At 74.4% G+C, this 16,849-nt stretch carries 14 protein-coding genes; 8 read left to right on the top strand and 6 right to left on the bottom strand.

Features of this window, described 5'->3' with window-relative positions; translation table 11 throughout:
- Positions 1-110 precede the first annotated feature (110 nt).
- Together ABZ454_RS17515 and ABZ454_RS17510 are read left to right on the top strand one after the other, a co-directional pair.
- Positions 111-1,340 carry a sensor histidine kinase gene (locus ABZ454_RS17515; protein ID WP_359538900.1) on the top strand — a complete coding sequence of 410 codons (1,230 nt, stop codon included), beginning with the start codon at positions 111-113 and terminating at the stop codon, positions 1,338-1,340.
- Positions 1,328-1,987, top strand: coding sequence for a response regulator transcription factor (locus tag ABZ454_RS17510; protein WP_356312246.1), 660 nt, complete (start codon positions 1,328-1,330; stop codon positions 1,985-1,987). The genes ABZ454_RS17515 and ABZ454_RS17510 overlap by 13 nt, the downstream gene beginning before the upstream one ends.
- 18 nt (positions 1,988-2,005) lie before the next feature.
- Here ABZ454_RS17510 and ABZ454_RS17505 read toward each other — a convergent pair whose 3' ends face one another.
- Entirely contained in the window at positions 2,006-2,392 is a 387-nt protein-coding gene (locus ABZ454_RS17505) for a VOC family protein (RefSeq protein WP_359538898.1), read from the bottom strand.
- 67 nt (positions 2,393-2,459) lie between these two features.
- Here ABZ454_RS17505 and ABZ454_RS17500 point away from each other — a divergent pair, with 67 nt between their 5' ends.
- Entirely contained in the window at positions 2,460-3,101 is a 642-nt protein-coding gene (locus ABZ454_RS17500; protein WP_356312252.1) for a nucleoside/nucleotide kinase family protein, read from the top strand.
- 68 nt (positions 3,102-3,169) lie between these two features.
- The gene (locus tag ABZ454_RS17495; RefSeq protein WP_359538896.1) at positions 3,170-4,300 is read left to right on the top strand and encodes an aminopeptidase P family protein; all 1,131 of its coding nucleotides are present in this window, start codon (positions 3,170-3,172) and stop codon (positions 4,298-4,300) included.
- A 19-nt stretch (positions 4,301-4,319) separates the two neighbouring features.
- On the opposite strand, the gene treZ is transcribed toward ABZ454_RS17495, so the two are convergent.
- Positions 4,320-6,080, bottom strand: coding sequence for a malto-oligosyltrehalose trehalohydrolase (treZ, locus tag ABZ454_RS17490; protein ID WP_359538895.1), 1,761 nt, complete (start codon positions 6,078-6,080; stop codon positions 4,320-4,322).
- Between the two features lie 166 nt (positions 6,081-6,246).
- Here treZ and ABZ454_RS17485 point away from each other — a divergent pair, with 166 nt between their 5' ends.
- Positions 6,247-7,602: a GH1 family beta-glucosidase gene (locus ABZ454_RS17485; protein ID WP_359538894.1), complete on the top strand. Its 1,356-nt coding sequence runs from the start codon at positions 6,247-6,249 to the stop codon at positions 7,600-7,602.
- 193 nt (positions 7,603-7,795) lie between these two features.
- Here the strand turns inward: ABZ454_RS17485 and ABZ454_RS17480 are convergent, their stop codons facing one another.
- A complete protein-coding gene (locus ABZ454_RS17480; RefSeq protein WP_359538892.1) occupies positions 7,796-8,707 on the bottom strand; it encodes a GNAT family N-acetyltransferase in 912 nt (303 codons plus the stop codon).
- A 234-nt stretch (positions 8,708-8,941) separates the two neighbouring features.
- A complete protein-coding gene (locus ABZ454_RS17475; protein WP_359538890.1) occupies positions 8,942-9,898 on the bottom strand; it encodes a GNAT family N-acetyltransferase in 957 nt (318 codons plus the stop codon).
- Between the two features lie 167 nt (positions 9,899-10,065).
- On the opposite strand from ABZ454_RS17475, the gene ABZ454_RS17470 reads away from it, so the two are divergent.
- On the top strand, positions 10,066-10,632 hold the full coding sequence (locus ABZ454_RS17470; protein WP_356312266.1) for a DUF1707 and FHA domain-containing protein: 567 nt from the start codon (positions 10,066-10,068) through the stop codon (positions 10,630-10,632).
- A 151-nt stretch (positions 10,633-10,783) separates the two neighbouring features.
- On the opposite strand, the gene lpdA is transcribed toward ABZ454_RS17470, so the two are convergent.
- Positions 10,784-12,274, bottom strand: a complete 1,491-nt coding sequence (gene lpdA, locus ABZ454_RS17465; RefSeq protein WP_359538889.1) for a dihydrolipoyl dehydrogenase — start codon at positions 12,272-12,274, stop codon at positions 10,784-10,786.
- Positions 12,275-12,371: 97 nt separating this feature from the next.
- Between lpdA and ABZ454_RS17460 the strand changes: the two genes are divergently transcribed.
- Together ABZ454_RS17460 and ABZ454_RS17455 are read left to right on the top strand one after the other, a co-directional pair.
- Positions 12,372-13,280, top strand: a complete 909-nt coding sequence (locus tag ABZ454_RS17460) for a LysR family transcriptional regulator (protein ID WP_359538887.1) — start codon at positions 12,372-12,374, stop codon at positions 13,278-13,280.
- Positions 13,281-13,465: 185 nt separating this feature from the next.
- Positions 13,466-14,482, top strand: coding sequence for a cytochrome P450 (locus ABZ454_RS17455; RefSeq protein WP_359538884.1), 1,017 nt, complete (start codon positions 13,466-13,468; stop codon positions 14,480-14,482).
- Here ABZ454_RS17455 and treY read toward each other — a convergent pair.
- Positions 14,442-16,835 (bottom strand): malto-oligosyltrehalose synthase, encoded by a 2,394-nt coding sequence (gene treY / locus ABZ454_RS17450; protein WP_359538882.1) that lies wholly within the window; start codon positions 16,833-16,835, stop codon positions 14,442-14,444. The genes ABZ454_RS17455 and treY overlap by 41 nt on opposite strands.
- Positions 16,836-16,849 lie beyond the last annotated feature (14 nt).

Below are 16,849 nucleotides of genomic sequence, written 5' to 3'. Positions count from 1 at the left end.
GCGTCCGGGCGAGGGTGCCCGCTCCCGGACCGGGGGTTCAGCCAGCACCACCATCGCCCGGGGGACCGCTCCACTCCGGTGGCGGCCAGGCCCCCGTAACGTGAGGGGGCATGAGCACCACCCCCGCCCCGCTGACGGTCGCGGTCCGGCGTTCCTGGCACGCCTCGCGCTACGTCCTCATCGGCATCCCGATCGCGCTGTCCGCGTACGTCGCCACGTTCCTGGTGATCGCGGCGCTGCTGTTCGCCGTCGTGGTCATCGGGCTGCCGGCGCTGCCCGAGGCGGCCAAGGCGCTCCACCGGTTCGCGGAGTTCGAGCGGCGCCGGGCGGCGGCGTACCTCGGCGTCCCGTTCCGGCCGACGACGTATCCGCCGCTCGACGGCGGTGAACTCACCGAGCGGGTCAGGCAGGTGCTCACCGACCCGGTCGCGCGGCGCGAGGCGCTCTGGCTGCCGTTCCAGGCGGTGGCCGGCAATGTCGTCGGCTACCTCGCGATGGTGCTGTGGCCGGTCGGACTGCTGGTGGACGGGATCGTGCTGTCGGTCGCGCACCTGCTGGACCGGCGGGCCGCCGACGAGTACGGCACCACTGCGCCCGAGCGCCTCGGCCTGGCCCTGCGCTGGCATCCCGTGCTCGCCGGGCTGTCGGCGAGTTGGACCAGGTCCCTGCTGACGACTCCGCACTCCGCCGCACTCGCCGAACGGGTCGTCCAGCTGACGGAGAGCCGGGCCGGCGCCGTCGAGGCGCACGGCGCCGAACTGCGCCGCATCGAACGGGATCTGCACGACGGGGCGCAGGCCCGCATCGTCGCCCTGTCGATGCGCATCGGTCTCGCCAAGCAGCTGCTGGACCGGGACCCGGCCGCCGCCCGGCAGCGCCTGGACGAGGCCCAGGACGGCGTCGACGCGGCGCTCGCCGAACTGCGCCACGTGGTCCGCGGCATCCATCCGCCGATCCTGACGGACCGCGGACTCGCGGGCGCCGTCAGGGCGTTGGCGGCCGATTCCGCCGTACCCGTCACGGTGGGGCTCGACGGCGTCGAGGACGGGAGCCGGCTGCCGGCCGCGATCGAGGCCGCCGCCTACTTCGTCATCGCCGAGGCGCTCACCAATATCGGCAAGCACAGCGGCGCGACGGTCGCGCACGTACGGATCGACCGGCCCCCGGGCGTCCTCCTCGTGGCCATCGGCGACGATGGGCGCGGCGGCGCGGACGAACGCGGCGGCAGCGGGCTGGTCGGGATCAGGCGGCGGATCGCCGCCCTGGACGGCACCACCCGCATCAGCAGCCCCACCGGGGGGCCGACGACCATCGAAGTGGAGCTGCCGTGCGGATCGTGATCGCCGAGGACAACGCCCTCCTGCGGGAGGGCCTGATCCTGCTGCTCACCAGCTCCGGCCACGAGGTGGTGGCGGACGCGGCGGCCGGACCCGAGGTGCTGCCCGCCCTGCTGGAGCACCGCCCGGACGCCGCCGTCCTCGACGTGCGGCTGCCGCCCACGTTCCGCGACGAGGGGCTGCGCGCCGCCATCGCCGCCCGCGAGGAGATGCCCGACCTGCCGATCCTCGTCCTCTCCCAGTACGTCGAGGAGACCTACGCCGCCGAGCTGCTCGCCCAGGGCGCCCAGGGGATCGGCTACCTGCTCAAGGACCGGGTGGGCCGCGTCGACCAGTTCCTCCAGGCCCTGGACCGGGTGGCGTCCGGGGGCACCGCACTCGACCCCGAGGTGGTCAGCCAGCTGCTGACCCGCAAGTCGTCCGCACAGCCGCTGCTGAGCCTGACCCCCCGCGAGCGGGAGGTCCTGGAGCTGATGGCCCAGGGCAAGGCGAACGGCACCATCGCCGCCGAACTCGTCGTCACCGAACGGGCGGTGAGCAAGCACATCGGCTCGATCTTCGCCAAGCTCGGCCTCGAACCGGACGACGGCTCGGTCCACCGCCGGGTCCTCGCCGTGCTGGCGTACCTGGAGGGCAACGGGCCGCGCTGAGCACGGCCGCCGCCGCGATCACGCCGGCTGGAGCAGATCCCAGCGGTTGCCGTACAGGTCCTCGAAGACCGCGACCGAGCCGTAGACCTCGTGCCGCGGCTCCTCCAGGAACCGGACACCGGCCGCCAGCATGCGCGCGTGGTCGCCCGCGAAATCCTCGGTGTGCAGGAAGAAGCCGACCCGCCCGCCGGTCTGCGCACCGACGCTGGCCCCCTGCGCCTCGTCCTTCGCCCGGGCCAGCAGCAGCCCCGTTCCCTCCGCGCCCCGAGGCCGCACCACCACCCACCGGGAGCCGTCACCCCGGTCGGTGTCCTCCACCAGCTCGAAGCCGAGGGCGCCGGTGTAGAAGGAGAGGGCCTCGTCGTAGTCGCGGACGACCAGGGTGACCAGGGCGATGTGGGACATGGGATTCCTCGCGGGACGGAAGGGAGGGGGCGACGGGGCCGCAGGCCCGTGACGGACACTATCCGCCATGGACACCAGTGACCTCACCGGCCTCACGGCCCGCGCCCGCCGGCTGGCCCGGGCGGGCGACCGCCGCATCCTCGGCATCGCCGGCCCGCCCGGCGCCGGGAAGTCCACCCTGGCGGGCCGGATCACCGACGCGCTCGGCCCGCTCGCCGTCCTCGTGCCGATGGACGGCTTCCACCTCGCCCAGGCCGAACTGGAACGGCTGGGCCGGGCCGGGCGCAAGGGCGCCCCCGACACCTTCGACGCCGCCGGGTACGCGGCCCTGCTCCGGCGGCTGCGGGCCCCGGAGGAAGGCACCGTCGTGTACGCCCCCGCCTTCGACCGCTCCCTGGAGCAGCCGGTCGCGGGCGCCGTGCCCGTGCCGCCGGACGTCCCCCTGGTCGTCACCGAGGGCAACTACCTCCTGTACGGGGAGGGGCCCTGGGCGGCGGTGCGCGGTCTGCTCGACGAGGCCTGGTTCCTGGAGCTCGACGACGACGTACGCGTCCGCAGGCTCGTCGACCGGCATGTGCGGTACGGGAAGCCGCGGTCCCACGCGGAGCGCTGGGTGGCCGGCTCGGACGGGGACAACGCGCGGCTCGTCGCCCCGGGCCGTGAGCGCGCCGACCTCGTCGTACGGCTGGGTTCCGGAGCGCGGCCCTGACCGCTCGCGTCCGGCCGTCCGCGCGGGCAGGATGCAGGGAGCCGTTCCGCGCCGCCAGGAGGCCCCGCATGTCCAGCCCGTACCAGCCCGAGCCGTTCACCGCCGACGACTACCGGGCCCGGATGACGCGGGCCGCCGAGAGCGCCGCCGCCGCCGGACTCGCGGGCCTGCTGGTGGCGCCCGGACCCGACCTCGTCCACCTCACCGGCTACCGGCCCACCGCGGTCACCGAGCGCCTCACCGTCCTCGTCCTGACCGCGGGCCAGGACCCGGTGCTGGTCGTGCCGGCCCTGGAGGCCCCCGACGCCGAGAAGGCCGTCGGCGCGCCCGCGCTGACCCTGCGGGACTGGACCGACGGCAAGGACCCGTACGCCGTCACCGCGCCCCTGCTCGACGCGCGCGGCAGGTTCGGGGTCAGCGACAACGCCTGGGCGATGCACCTGCTCGGCCTCCAGGACCTGCTGCCGGAGACGTCGTACGCCTCCCTGACCAAGGTGCTGCCGATGCTCCGCGCCGTGAAGGACGCCCCCGAGCTGGAGCGGCTCGCCGCTGCCGGGGCCGCCGCCGACGCCACGTACGAGGAGATCCTCAAGGTCCGGTTCTCGGGCCGCAGGGAGACGGACGTCGCGGCCGATCTGGCCCGGCTGCTCACCGCGTCCGGCCACTCCCAGGTCGACTTCACCGTGGTCGGCTCCGGGCCCAACGGCGCCGACCCGCACCACGAGGCGGGTGACCGCACCATCGAGCACGGCGACATGGTCGTGCTCGACTTCGGCGGCCTCAAGCACGGCTACGGCTCCGACACCTCCCGCACGGTGCACGTCGGCGAGCCCACCGCCGAGGAGCAGCGGGTCCACGACATCGTGCGCGAGGCGCAGAAGGCGGGCTGCGAGGCGGTCCGGGCGGGTGTCGCCTGCCAGGAGATCGACCGGGCCGCCCGCGCCGTCATCACCGAGTCCGGCTACGGCGAACGCTTCATCCACCGCACCGGCCACGGCATCGGCGTCACCACCCACGAGCCTCCGTACATGATCGAGGGCGAGGAGCAGCCGCTGGTCGCCGGCATGTGCTTCTCCGTGGAGCCCGGCATCTATCTGCCGGGCCGGTTCGGCGTCCGGATCGAGGACATCGTGACCGTCACCGAGGACGGCGGCCGGCGCCTCAACGCCACCGCCCGCGAGCTGGCGATCGTCGAGTAGCGGCGACGCGCCATCCGGGTCAGTCGTCCGCCAGCACCACGCACGACTCCGGCGGCAGACGCAGCGCCCCGTCAGCGCCGGGCGCCTCGACGGGCAGCCAGGCGGCCAGCACCCTGCCCCCACCACTGCGGTGCCGGCCACCGCCCAGCGGGATCGTGGCCGGTTTCTCGGCGAGGTTGACGGCGATCCGCAGGTCGCCCCGGCGCAGCGCCAGCCAGCGGGCCGCGTCGTCGTACGCCGTCCGCACCGTCGCCAGATCCGGGTCGCAGAGGTCGGGCTGGGCGCGGCGCAGCGCGATCAGTTCGCGGTACCAGGCGTGCAGGCGGGCGTGCGGTTCGCGCTGTGGTTCGCTCCAGTCAAGACAGGAACGGGCGCGGGTGGCCGGGTCCTGCGGATCCGGGATGTCCTCCTCGGCCCAGCCGTGCGCCCCGAACTCCCGACGCCTGCCGGTGCGTACGGCCTCGGCGAGTTCCGGATCGGTGTGGTCGGTGAAGAACTGCCAGGGCGTACGGGCGCCCCACTCCTCGCCCATGAAGAGCATCGGGGTGAACGGCCCGGTCAGCACGAGGGCCGCCGCGCAGGCCAGCAGGCCGGGGGAGAGGGAGGCGGCGAGCCGGTCGCCGAGCGCCCGGTTGCCGATCTGGTCGTGGGTCTGGGCGTAGCCGACGAAGCGGTGGGCGGCGCCGCGGGTCACGTCGACGGGGCGGCCGTGCGTACGGCCCCGGAAGCTGGAGTACGTACCGTCGTGGAAGAAGGCGCTCGTCACGGTCTTGGCGAGCCCGGCCAGCGGGGCGGCCGCGAAGTCCGCGTAGTAGCCCTGGGACTCGCCCGTCAGCGCGGTGTGCAGACAGTGGTGGAAGTCGTCGTTCCACTGGGCGTGCAGGCCGATGCCGCCCGACGCGCGGGGAGTCGTCGTCCGGGGGTCGCAGAGGTCGGACTCGGCGATCAGCGTGAGCGGGCGGCCCAGTTCGGCGGAGAGCGCGTCGGTGGCGGCGGACAGCTCCTCCAGGAAGGTCAGCGCCCGGGTGTCGGCCAGTGCGTGGACCGCGTCGAGCCGCAGGCCGTCCAGCCGGTAGTCGCGCAGCCAGGCGAGCGCGCTGCCCAGCAGGAAGGCCCGCACCTCGTCGGAGCCGGGCGCGTCCAGATTGACCGCCGCGCCCCACGGGGTGTGGTGCGTCTCGGTGAAGTACGGGCCGAAGACGGGGAGGTAGTTGCCCGACGGGCCCAGGTGGTTGTGGACCACGTCCAGGACGACCGCGAGCCCCAGCCCGTGTGCCGTGTCGACGAAGCGCTTCAGTCCCCCGGGGCCGCCGTACGGTTCGTGCACGGCCCACAGCGACACCCCCTCGTACCCCCACCCGTGGACGCCGGGGAACGGGCAGACCGGCATCAGCGACACATGGGTGATGCCCAGCTCGACCAGATGCCCCAGCCGGTCCGCCGCCGCGTCGAAGGTGCCCTCCTCGGTGTACGTACCGATGTGCAACTCGTACAGGACGGCTCCCGGCAGCCCGCGTCCCGCCCACTCGCTGCGCCAGGTGTGGGCGTCGTGGTCGACGACGGCGCTCTCGCCGTCCGGCCCGTCCGGCTGGCGGCGCGAGCGGGGGTCGGGGCGCACCGGGCCGCCGTCGAGGGCGAAACCGTAGCGGTCGCCGTCCACCGCGTCCGCCTCGGCCGTCCACCAGCCCGCCCGCACCGGATCACGCTCCATGGTCCGCAGCTCGCCGGCCAGCCGCAGAGCGGCCGATTCCGCTTCCGGTGCCCATACCTCGAACAACATGCGGCGCTCCCTCGTCTCCGTGTACCGGCCCATCGTCGGCAGAGGACGCGAACTTCGACCCGCGACACTGGATCGAGCCCATTACTGGCGATTAAGGTCTGGTTCTGATCATTGCCCTGACTACTTCTGCCATACGCACTCCCTCTTACGGCTGTGGAGGCCCGAGATGACTGTGCCGATGTTCCCGCCCGGGTTCCTCTGGGGCGCCTCCGCCTCCGCCTTCCAGACCGAGGGCGCCGCCGACACCGACGGCAAGGGGCCCTCCGGCTGGGACGCCTTCGCCGCGCAGCCCGGACGGATCAAGGACGGCACCGACACCACCCGGGGCACCGGCTTCCACCGGCACTACCGCGAGGACGTCGCCCTCCTGGCCGGGCTCGGCGCCGACGCCTTCCGGTTCTCGGTGAGCTGGCCGCGCGTCGTCCCCGGCGGCAGCGGACCGGTCAACCCCCAGGGGCTCGACTTCTACGACCGCCTCGTCGACGAACTCTGCGCCCACGGCATCACCCCGGCCCCCACCCTCTACCACTGGGACACCCCGCTCCCGCTGGACGAGGCCGGCGGCTGGCTCAACCGGGACACGGCCTACCGCTTCGCCGAGTACGCGGGCATCGTCGCCGAACGGCTCGCCGACCGCGTCCCCATGTGGATCACGATCAACGAACCCGCCGAAGTGACCATGCTCGGCTACGCACTCGGCGAGCACGCCCCCGGCCGCGCCCTCCTCTTCGACGCACTGCCCGCCGCCCACCACCAGCTCCTCGCCCACGGCCTGGCCGTGCGCGCCCTGCGGGGCGCCGGCGCGGACAACATCGGCATAGCCCTCTCCCACACCCCCGTCTGGACGGCAGGGGATTCCCAGGAGGACCGCTTCGGCGCCGAGCTGTACGACACCCTCACCAACTGGCTGTTCGCCGACCCGCTCCTCACCGGCCGCTACCCCGACGAGAACGTCGCCGCCCTGATGCCGGGCCCGGTCGAGGACGACCTGCGGACCATCTCGACCCCGCTCGACTGGTACGGCGTCAACTACTACAACCCGACGCTGGTCGGCGCGCCCGCCGCCGACGCCCTCGACACCTTCGCCGGCTTCGGCATGCCCGCCGAACTCCCCTTCGGCGTCCGGGAGATCGAGGGGTACGAGAAGACGGACTTTGGCTGGCCCGTCGTCCCCGACGGGCTGCGCGAGACCCTCGTCCAGCTGCGGGACCGCTACGGCGACCGCCTTCCGCCGCTCTACATCACCGAGAACGGCTGCGCCGTCGACGAACCCACCGCGGACACCCGCCGGATCGCCTTCCTCGACGGACACCTGCGGGCCCTGCGGGAGGCCATGGACGCGGGCGTCGACGTGCGCGGCTACTTCACCTGGTCGCTCACCGACAACGTCGAGTGGACCGAGGGGGTCAGCAAGCGCTTCGGCCTGGTCCACATCGACTACGAGACGCTGCGCCGCACGCCCAAGGACTCGTACGCCTGGTACCGGGACGTCATCAGCCGACAGCGCGGGAACGGGGGCTGACGCGCATCGGCGCCCCGGCCCCCGTCCGCCTAAGGGCTGTCCCGTAATTCCTGGCGGGCGCGCGGCGTCAGCTACGGCACCTCGCCGCGTTGTCGGAACGCCCGAATACATCCAGTATGCGGACGCTCCTCCGCCTTGCGATGCACCGCATCTGACGCCGCGCGCTGATCCACCAGGGATTACAGGACAGCCCTTAGACCAGGTGGACGCGCTCCTGCGTCACCGGGTGCCCGGCCCTCGCGAACGCGGCCGCCATCGGCACGTTCCCCCGGTCGGTGGCGCCCGCGACGAACTCGGCGCCCCGGGCGGCCAGGAAGTGCGTGCACTCCACGAGGAGGTCGTAGCCGTAGCCATGACCACGGGCCTCCGGTACGACCCCGATGAAGCCGACGCACGGCCCCGAGGGGTTGTGCGCCGGCACATGGAGGCCGGCCGGCTGACCGTCCGGCGTGTACGCCACCTGCCACCACTCACGTGGCGAGGGGCACCAGTGGAAGAAGTCGAGCTCCTCCTGGGCCGCCGCCTCCAGTCCGCCGGGGCCCTCGATCGCCCGCCGGGCGTGCGCGTCGAGCGTGACGGAGTGGATCCGGCGCAGCAGCCCGAGGATCACCGCGTCGTCGGGCTCCGGCCGGAAGGCCAGCCTGCCGGGCCGCTCGGGCAGGCCGCACTCCGGCGTCCACAGGTACCGGTACCTCTCGACGAGCGGCTTCATACCGGCTGCTGTGGCGGCGGCGATCCGGGCCTCGGCGGCTGCCCGGACCTCGGGGACCTCGCGCCAGCCGGCGGGGAGGATCAGTTCGTACTCGGCGTGCAGCGGGGAACGGCGCAGCAGTTCCGCGCCCGCCTCGTCCTCGCCGTCGGCGAAGTCGAACCAGTTGAGCAGCACGGGCTCGGTGTCGTCAGGACCGGCCCACCAGGCGGCCCTGGCGACGACGTTGTCGTCGCGCACGGCGATCCAGGTCCACTCGGGGCGGTACTCCCCGCCGTCGGCCACCGTCGTGTAGCGGTGACCGAAGGCGGCCCGGCCGACGAGGGGGGTGTCCTGCAGGGAGTCGAAGAGGGAAGCGTCGCTCTGCGAGAGCGCGCGAATGACCAGATCGGTCATGGAGAGGTCCTCCGGGAAGAAAGCGTCGCGCTCCCGGTCAGACCGAGTCGGACACCGCCCGGCGGGCGGGGCGGGAGCGCGGGGACGAAGTGGTACGCGAAGTGGCGCCGTTGCCCGTACCCATGTGCCTCGCCTCCTTTCTCGACCGGGGCCGGATGCCCTCGGCGGTCACCGTAACCCCTTCCGGGCCGGCGGTCCAAGGGTTTTGGCCCGCCTGCCCGTCGACGGACTCCGTCAGTCGTCCCACACCATGTCGAAGGCGCGCTCGAAGTTGACGTACCCCAGACGCGCGAAGGACTTCGCCATCGGGACGTTGCCGAGGTCCGTCGCCGCCCGGATGCGCTCCACGCCGTCCTGCCCGGCGAGCACCCGGGTGCCCTCCGCGAGGATGTCGTCGATGTAGCCGTGCCCGCGCCGCGCCGGCAGGACCCCGATGTAGGCGATGACCGGGTGGTAGTTGTTGCGGGCCGGGATGACGAAGCCGACCGGTTCGCCGTCCGGGAGCTCGGCGACGCGCCACCACTCCCGGGGGGTCGAGTAGTGGGCGAGTTCCTCGTCGTAGTGCTTCTCCGCGGCCTCACGCGCCGACAGACCGGACGCCAGGTCCTGCTGTCCGTGGGCGTCGAGCGTGCCCTCCATCACCGGCGTCATCAAGGCGAGGAGATCCTCGCGCCCGGCGACCGGACGGAACCGCAGCCGGCCGCTGTCGGCCGGCAGGGGGGTGCCCGCACGCCACTCCAGGCGCAGCCGCTCCACGAGCATCCGGGCGCCGCTGCGTTCCATGACCCTGACGCGGCTCTCGACGAGGTCACGGACCGCAGGGTCCGCACGCCAGTCGGGCGGTACGAAGCGCCCGTACTCGGGGCGCGGGGCGCCGGCGGGCACGACGGCCGCGGTCGCCTCCTTCAGCAGCCGCAGACCCGCCTCCTCGCGCTCGGGCCGGGGCAGCGTGTCGTCCAGGTCGAAGAAGTCGAGGAGGAGCGGCACCGTGCCGTCCTTGCTCCACCAGGCGATCCGCGCCACCACCCGGTCACCGAGCAGGGCCACCCACATCCACTCCGGGCGGCGACGGCCCGTCGCGAGGTCGTCCGCGAGTTCGTGGTCCAGGACGTAGGACAGCCGGCAGAAGAGGCCGAGCTCCTCGGGGCCGCTGATCGGACGGACGGTCGGTTCGAGTGGTGCGTCGAGCACACGTGCCTCACAGACGGACGGGACCGTCCCGGCGGTCGCCGGCACGGCATGGCGGCAGACCCTAACAAGGTTCGCGGCGTGGCGCCCTGGCATTTCCGGGGCCGGACACCGCTTGAGGAACAGGTTGTTCTGGACACTCCGGGGCGGTCGGCCCGACAATTGCCCCTGTGACGTCCTCCTTCGAGTCCCACACGTACCCCGCGCGGCTGTCCGACGCCCAGCGCGACCGTGTTCTCGGTGTGCTCAGAGAGGGCGCGGCGCAGGGCAAGCTCTCCCACGACACCTTCATGCGGCGCATGGAACTGGCCCTGGCCGCAAGCCGTTCCGAGGAACTGGCGGCGCTCACCGCGGACCTGGAGAGCGACGGCCGCTGGTCGCGGCAGCTGTTCCGGGTCGTGAGCGGTGTCTCCGGCTTCCCCGAGCGGGTGCGCAGGGCGTGGCGGGCCGAGCGGCTGCCCAAGCTGCTGCTCCCGGCGCCGAGTCCGCACCCCCTGCTCATCGGTCGCGATCCGGGCAACGGGCTGCGTCTGAGTCACGAGACGGTGTCCCGGATGCACGCCGAACTCACCGCTCACGGCGGCCGGTGGCTGCTACGCGATCTCGGCTCGACCAACGGCACCTGCGTCAACGGGCAACGCGTCACGGGGGCGGTGGCGGTGCGCGAGGGCGACCAGGTGAGCTTCGGCAGAATGACTTTCCGGCTCTCCGCCCCCGCGCTCCGGCCGCCCGCGTAAGCCGTCGCCGCGACGGGCCCGCCCGCCCGCGTGCACGCCCGGGCGGGGCCGCCCCTCAGCCACCCCACGCGCCCCGGCCGGCCGCGTCGCGGCGCACGAGCGGGGCGGGGCGTGCTCCGGGCCCCTCGACGCCCCGCGTCGCCGCCCGCGTTCAGGCCTGTTGGTGCAGCCCGCGGCCCGCCAGGGTGAGGAAGGCCTCGCCGACCGCCTCCGAGAGCGTCGGGTGCGGGTGGACGTGGTGGGCCACGTCGGACGGTTCGGCGTCCCAGCCGACGATCAGCTGGCTTTCGGCGATCATCTCCGAGACGTGCGGCCCGACCAGGTGCACCCCGAGGACCCGGCCGCCGCGCTCGGCCACCACCTTCACCATGCCGCCCTGCCCGTGCACCATGCCCTTGGCGACGGCCGTCAGCGGCATCGTGTTGACCGCGACGTCGTGCCCGGCGTCACGGGCCTGTGCCTCGGAGAGCCCCACCGACGCGGTCTGCGGAGCGGAGTACGTGACCCGGGGCACCGCCGCGTAGTCCACCGGCGCCGGCCGCAGGCCCGCGAGCGTCTCGGCCACCAGCAGCCCCTCCGCGAAGGACGCGTGGGCCAGGCCGAGGGACGGCGGCGGCAGCAGATCGCCCACCACGTGGATGCCCGGCACGGCGGTCTCCAGCCGCGACCAGTCGGCCGGCGCCACATGCCCGCGCCCGTCGGTGGCGAGGCCCGCCGCCGCGAGCCCCAGACCGTCCGTCACCGGGACGCGGCCTACCGCGACGAGCAGCTGCTCCGCCTCCACCGTCCGGCTCTCGCCGCGCGGAGTGCGGACCGTGGCCCGGACCCCGTCGTCGAGCACGGTCGCGTCCAGCAGCCGCGCCCCCGCCAGCACGTCGATGCCGCGCTTCTTCAGCCCGCGCGTCAGATGGCGCGACACCTCGGCGTCCTCCAGCGGCACGAGCCGGTCGGCGGCCTCCACCAGCGTGACGCGCGCCCCCATCGATCGGTGCAGCGAGGCGTACTCGACCCCGATCGCCCCGCCGCCCAGCACCAGGACCGACTCCGGCAGACCGGGTGCGAACAGCGCGTCGTCGCTGGTGACCACCCGCCTGCCGTCCGCCGCCAGGCCGGGCAGCATCCGGGGCCGAGAACCGGTCGCCAGCACGATGCCGCGACGGGCGGTGACCTCTCCGTACCCCTCGATCCGGACGCTGCGCGGTCCGGTCAACTCCGCGCTGCCGCGCGCCACTTCCACTGACGCGTGCGCCAGATGGCCTTCCACCCCACGGTGGTTGCGGGCCACGATGTCGTCGCGGGTGGCGACGAGCGCCGGCCAGTCCACCGAATCCAGCGTCGCCTTCACACCCCAGCGTTCCCGGGCCTCCACGATGCCGTCGACCAGTTCGGCGGCGTGCAGCATCGCCTTGCTGGGGATGCACCCCCGGTGCAGGCAGGTGCCGCCCACCTTGTCGCGTTCGGCGAGGACGACCTCCAGGCCCAGCGCCGCCGCCCGCAGCGCGGTCGAGTAGCCGCCCGTCCCCCCGCCGATCACCACGACATCGGTCTGTCTGTTCACGTCCCGGGGCCGGGCCTGCGCCCGCGTCGCGTCCTGCTTCCGCGTCGCGTTCCGGGTCTGCGTCGCGTCCTGAGTCTGTGTCATGTCCCCAGCCTCCGCCCGGTCCTTGTCATGAGTCCAAGGCAATGTTTGTGTGGCTTCGATACACGACGTTTATGGCTGAGGCCGGGAGGCGGGCACGATGAGTCTGCGGCAGATGGAGTACTTCCTCACGGTCGTCGAGGAGGCGTCCTTCACCCGGGCCGCCGAAACCCTCCGGGTCACCCAGCCGGCGCTGTCCCACCAGATCAAGGCCCTGGAGAGGTCCGTCGGCGGGGCCCTGCTCGAACGGCTGCCGCGCGGTGTCCGGCTGACCCCCATGGGCCGGGCGTTCCTGCCGCACGCCGAGCGGTCCGTGCGCAGCGCCGCCCAGGCCCGGCGCGCGGCCCGCGCCGCGGCGGGAGCGGAGGGCGGCGAACTGCACATCGCCACGGTGCACGCGATCGCCGTCGGCATCCTCCCCGACGTCTTCGCCCGCTGGCGCGCCGCGCACCCCGGAGTCGGTCTCGTCCTGCACGAGTACGCCACCACCGACGCCCTGGAGGAACAGATCGAGCGCGGCACGGCCGACCTCGCCGTCGGCCCGCCGCCCGCGCGCTGGTCCGGACCGGTCGCCCCGGTCGGGGCGGAGGACATCGTCCTCGTCGTCCCCTTCGACGACCCCCTCGCCGGACGGGCCTCCGTCCGCCTCCACGAACTCGCCGACCGGCCGTGGGTGCGGTGCGCGATGGAAGCGGTCGTCGAGGGCCGGCCCTTCCTCGACTGGGCCTGTGCCCGCGCCGGCTTCGAACCCCGTACGGCGGTGCGCACCGAGCACACGTCGACCGCGGTACGGATGGCGGCGGCCGGGGTCGGCGTCGCGACGGCCCCCGCGCACGTCGTGCGGGGCGCGGTCGGCGAGGACTGCGCGGTGCTCACCGTGGACCCGCCCTGGAGGCGGGAGCTCGCCGTCTTCTCCCGTGTCGCGCTCACGGGCGCCGCCGCGGCGTTCACCGAACTGCTGACCGCCTGCCGGCCGCCCGGCGGCGCGTCCGGGCCATCCGAACGCTGAGCGCCCCACACCGCCGCCGCTCCGGGCCGGGCGGTGACGGCCCCGGCGCCACGGTCCGTCCGGTGCGGGAGACGACCGCCGCGTCACCCGGACGGCCGCACACCGACTGCGACGGGCCCGTTCAGGTGATCCCCTGAGGTGGACCGCGCCGCACACCGGCGCACCGGACACCCCGGGGGCACGCCATGCCGGCAGACACGCCCGGAGACATACCGGCCCCGACACCGTCGCCCGAACGCCGCACCGCCCCCCGCCCGTCCGCCCGGCCCCGCTGTGCGGCCCGGGCCGGCGGCGGCCCCAGTCTGCTCGCGCCGGGCGCGGCCAACGACCCGTACCGGCTCTACCGGGTCCTCCGCGAGGAGTATCCGCTCTGCTACGACGCGCCGTTGGGCGCCTGGCTGGTCAGCCGGTACGACGACGTGGCCACCGCCCTCACCGACCCGAGGTTCGCGGGCTTCCCGCACGACGGAGCGCCCCGGGGCGGCCCGGCCCCGCTCGGGCTCTGCCACGGCGGTGCCCGCTGCCTGCCCCGCGACCGGTACGCGGTGGGGACCGGCGACGTGCCCGGGCACCTGGCCGAGCGCGTCGAGCGGACCGCTCATGTGCTGGCCCGGCGCATCGCCGGACGCCCGCAGGCCGATCTCGTGGCGGACTTCTGCCGCTGGCTCCCCGTCCGGGTGCGCGCCGGCACCGGTCCCGCCGCCGACGCCGTGCCCTGCACCCGGCACACCGGACTGCGCGAGACCGCGCTCGCCTCGTTCCTCGCCAATCTGCTGGACGACCCGGACCTGACGGCCGTCATGCGCATCGAGCCCGCGCTCGCCGGCCGGGCCTGGACCGAGTCGCTGCGCCGCGACCCGCCCGTCCAGGTCGTGCTGCGCCGCACCGTCGCCGAGGCCACCCTCAGCGGCGGCACCCTGCCCGCGGGTGCGCCCGTCGCCTGTCTGATCGGCTCGGCGGGCCGTGACCCGGAACGGTTCGCCGCACCGGACGTCTTCGACCCCTTCCGCCGCGACCAGGACCGCTCCACACCCGGCCCGGCGGGCTGCCCCGCTGTGCCGCTGGGCCGGCTGGAGGCCGAACAGGGCCTGCGCGCCCTGCTCGACGCGATGCCCGCCCTGCGCTGGGCGGACGGGTTCCGGCCGGCCGCCACCGGCCTGCTCACACGGGGCCCGCGGTCCCTTCTCGTCCGGTCCGGCTGAGCAGCGCCACCGGCCGCTCGGCGAACAGCTCCGCCATGGGGACCGTGCCGCCGGAGAACTTCCGGCCCGGCGTCAGCAGATCGCGCCACACCCCGTCGTCCGGCAGCGCCAGCTCCGTCCCGCGCCAGCCGCCCGCTTCCGCCAGCCGCAGCGACAGCCGGGTCACCGCGGTGACCACCTCGCCCGAACGGCAGAAGGCCAGGCAGTGCGCCGCCGCCGGCCCGGAGGCGGCCAGCGGCGCGTACGTACCCGACTCGCCGAACACGTCGGGCCGCTGCCGGCGCAGCCGCAGCGTCGTCTCGGTGAGCGCGCCCTTCTCGTCGGCGGGCGCTCCGTCGGACGGCTGACGGAACGGCCGCCGGTTGTCCGGGTCGACCAGCGCCAGGTACTCCCGTTCCGTGCCCTGGTAGAGATCCGGCACCCCCGGCATCGTCAGATGCACCAGTGCCGCGCCCAGCACCTGCGCGCGTACGTGCGGGGCGAGCGCCCCCGCGAACCGTTCCAGGAGCGCCCGCGCCGGGCCGGTGGCGGCGGCCGGACCGGCGACGACGAAGTCCGTCGCCGCCCGCTCGTACACGGGGTCGGGCTCGGTCCAGCTCGTGAACAGCCCCGACTCGCGCACCGCCTTCAGCAGCGCCGGCTCCAGCCGTCCGGACCGCTCCCCGGGCGGGAACCCCACACATCCGAGCGCCGTCTGCCACGCCTGCCAGGCGAGCTGGGGATCGGGGGCGGCGGGGGCCGTCCGCGTCAGCTCGGCGACCAGCTCCGTCCACCGCTCGGGGCACTGCGACAGCACCGCGACGGCCGCCCGGACGTCGGCGCTGCGCTTGGTGTCATGCGTCGTCAGCGCCGTGCCGGTGGCGGGCCAGTCGCGGGCGAGGCGCGCGCAGAAGGCGTGGAACGCCTCGGGCGACACCGCCGGCTGCCCCGGATCGCCGCCCACCTCGTTGGCCGAGGTCAGCGGCACGTACCGGTAGTACGCCGTGTCCTCGACCGCCTTGGCCCGCAGCGCGGACGCGGTCTGGGCGAACCGGGCGCAGAACGCCGCCCGGTCCCCGCCCCCGCCGAGGCGCCCCAGGGCCAGTTCCCGCACCACGTCGACGGCCGAGGCCTCCTCCCGGACCACGAACGCCGCCTTGGCGTCGCTCACCGCGACCGCGTCGAGCGTCGCCTCGGCCGCCTCCGTGCAGGGGCCGCCCGCCGTCACGTACGGACGGTAGACCGGGACCCGGACCAGCAGTTCGCGCACGGCGGTGTGCAGCGCCCAGGGGGCGTGGTCGCGCAGCGCGGGGTCCTCGGCGCAGACGCGGGAGGCGAGCCGGGTCAGCAGCTCCGTCTCGGCGGCCAGCTCATGGGTGACCACCCGGTACGCGGCCCGGCGCACGGTCGCCGACCAGTAGCCGCCCCGGTCACCGGCCGGGGTGGCGTACTCGCGGTAGCCGGCGAGCAGCGCGGCCGCGCCCGCCGGGTCGACGAAGAGCCCGTCGATCCGGTGCAGCGCGTCGTACCCCGTCGTCCCGGCGACCGCCCAGCCCGCCGGCAGCGGCTCGGGGCCGGTGAGGATCTTCTCCACCACCGTCCACACCCCGCCGCTCGCCACGGACAGCTGTTCCAGATAACCGGCCGGGTCGGCGAGCCCGTCCGGGTGGTCGATCCGCAACCCGTCCACGACCCCGTCCCGTACCAGCTCCAGGATCTTGGCGTGGGAGGCGGCGAAGACGTCCGGGTCCTCCACTCGCACCCCGATCAGGTCCGAGATGGTGAAGAAGCGCCGGTAGTTCAGCTCGGTGCGGGCCAGCCGCCACCAGCCGAGCCGGTAGTGCTGGGCGTCCAGCAGCTCGGGCAGATCGAGGTGGGCGGTGCCGGCCCGCAGCGGGAACTCCTGCTCGCCGTAGCGCAGCACGTCCCCGTCCACCCGCAGCCGGCCGATCTCCTCACCGAGCCGTCCGGCGAGCACGGGCAGCAGGACCCGCCCGTCGCCCGCCGCCCAGTCGATGTCGAACCAGCGGGCGTACGGGGAGCCGGGCCCCTCGCGCAGGACCTCGCGCAGCGCGTGGTTGTGCCGGGGGTCGGCGGCCATGTGGTTCGGCACGATGTCCAGGACGAGCCCGAGTCCGTGCTCCCGTGCGGTGCCCGCCAGCCGGCGCAGTCCCTCCTCGCCGCCCAGCTCGGCCCGCACCCGGCCGTGGTCGACGACGTCGTAGCCGTGCCGTGAACCGGGCACGGCTTCGAGCACCGGGGACAGGTGCAGGTGGGAGACGCCGAGGGAGGCGAGGTACGGCACGGCTTCCTCGGCGGCCGAGAACGGGAACTCCGGCTGGAGCTGGAGCCGGTACGTGGCGGAAGGCGTCATGGGAACGTTCGTAC

It is taken from the genome of Streptomyces sp. NPDC005803, from assembly GCF_040630435.1.
Lineage (GTDB): Bacteria > Actinomycetota > Actinomycetes > Streptomycetales > Streptomycetaceae > Streptomyces.
Note: the sequence above shows the minus strand (reverse complement) of the source record. Positions and strands in the feature narration are given on the sequence as shown.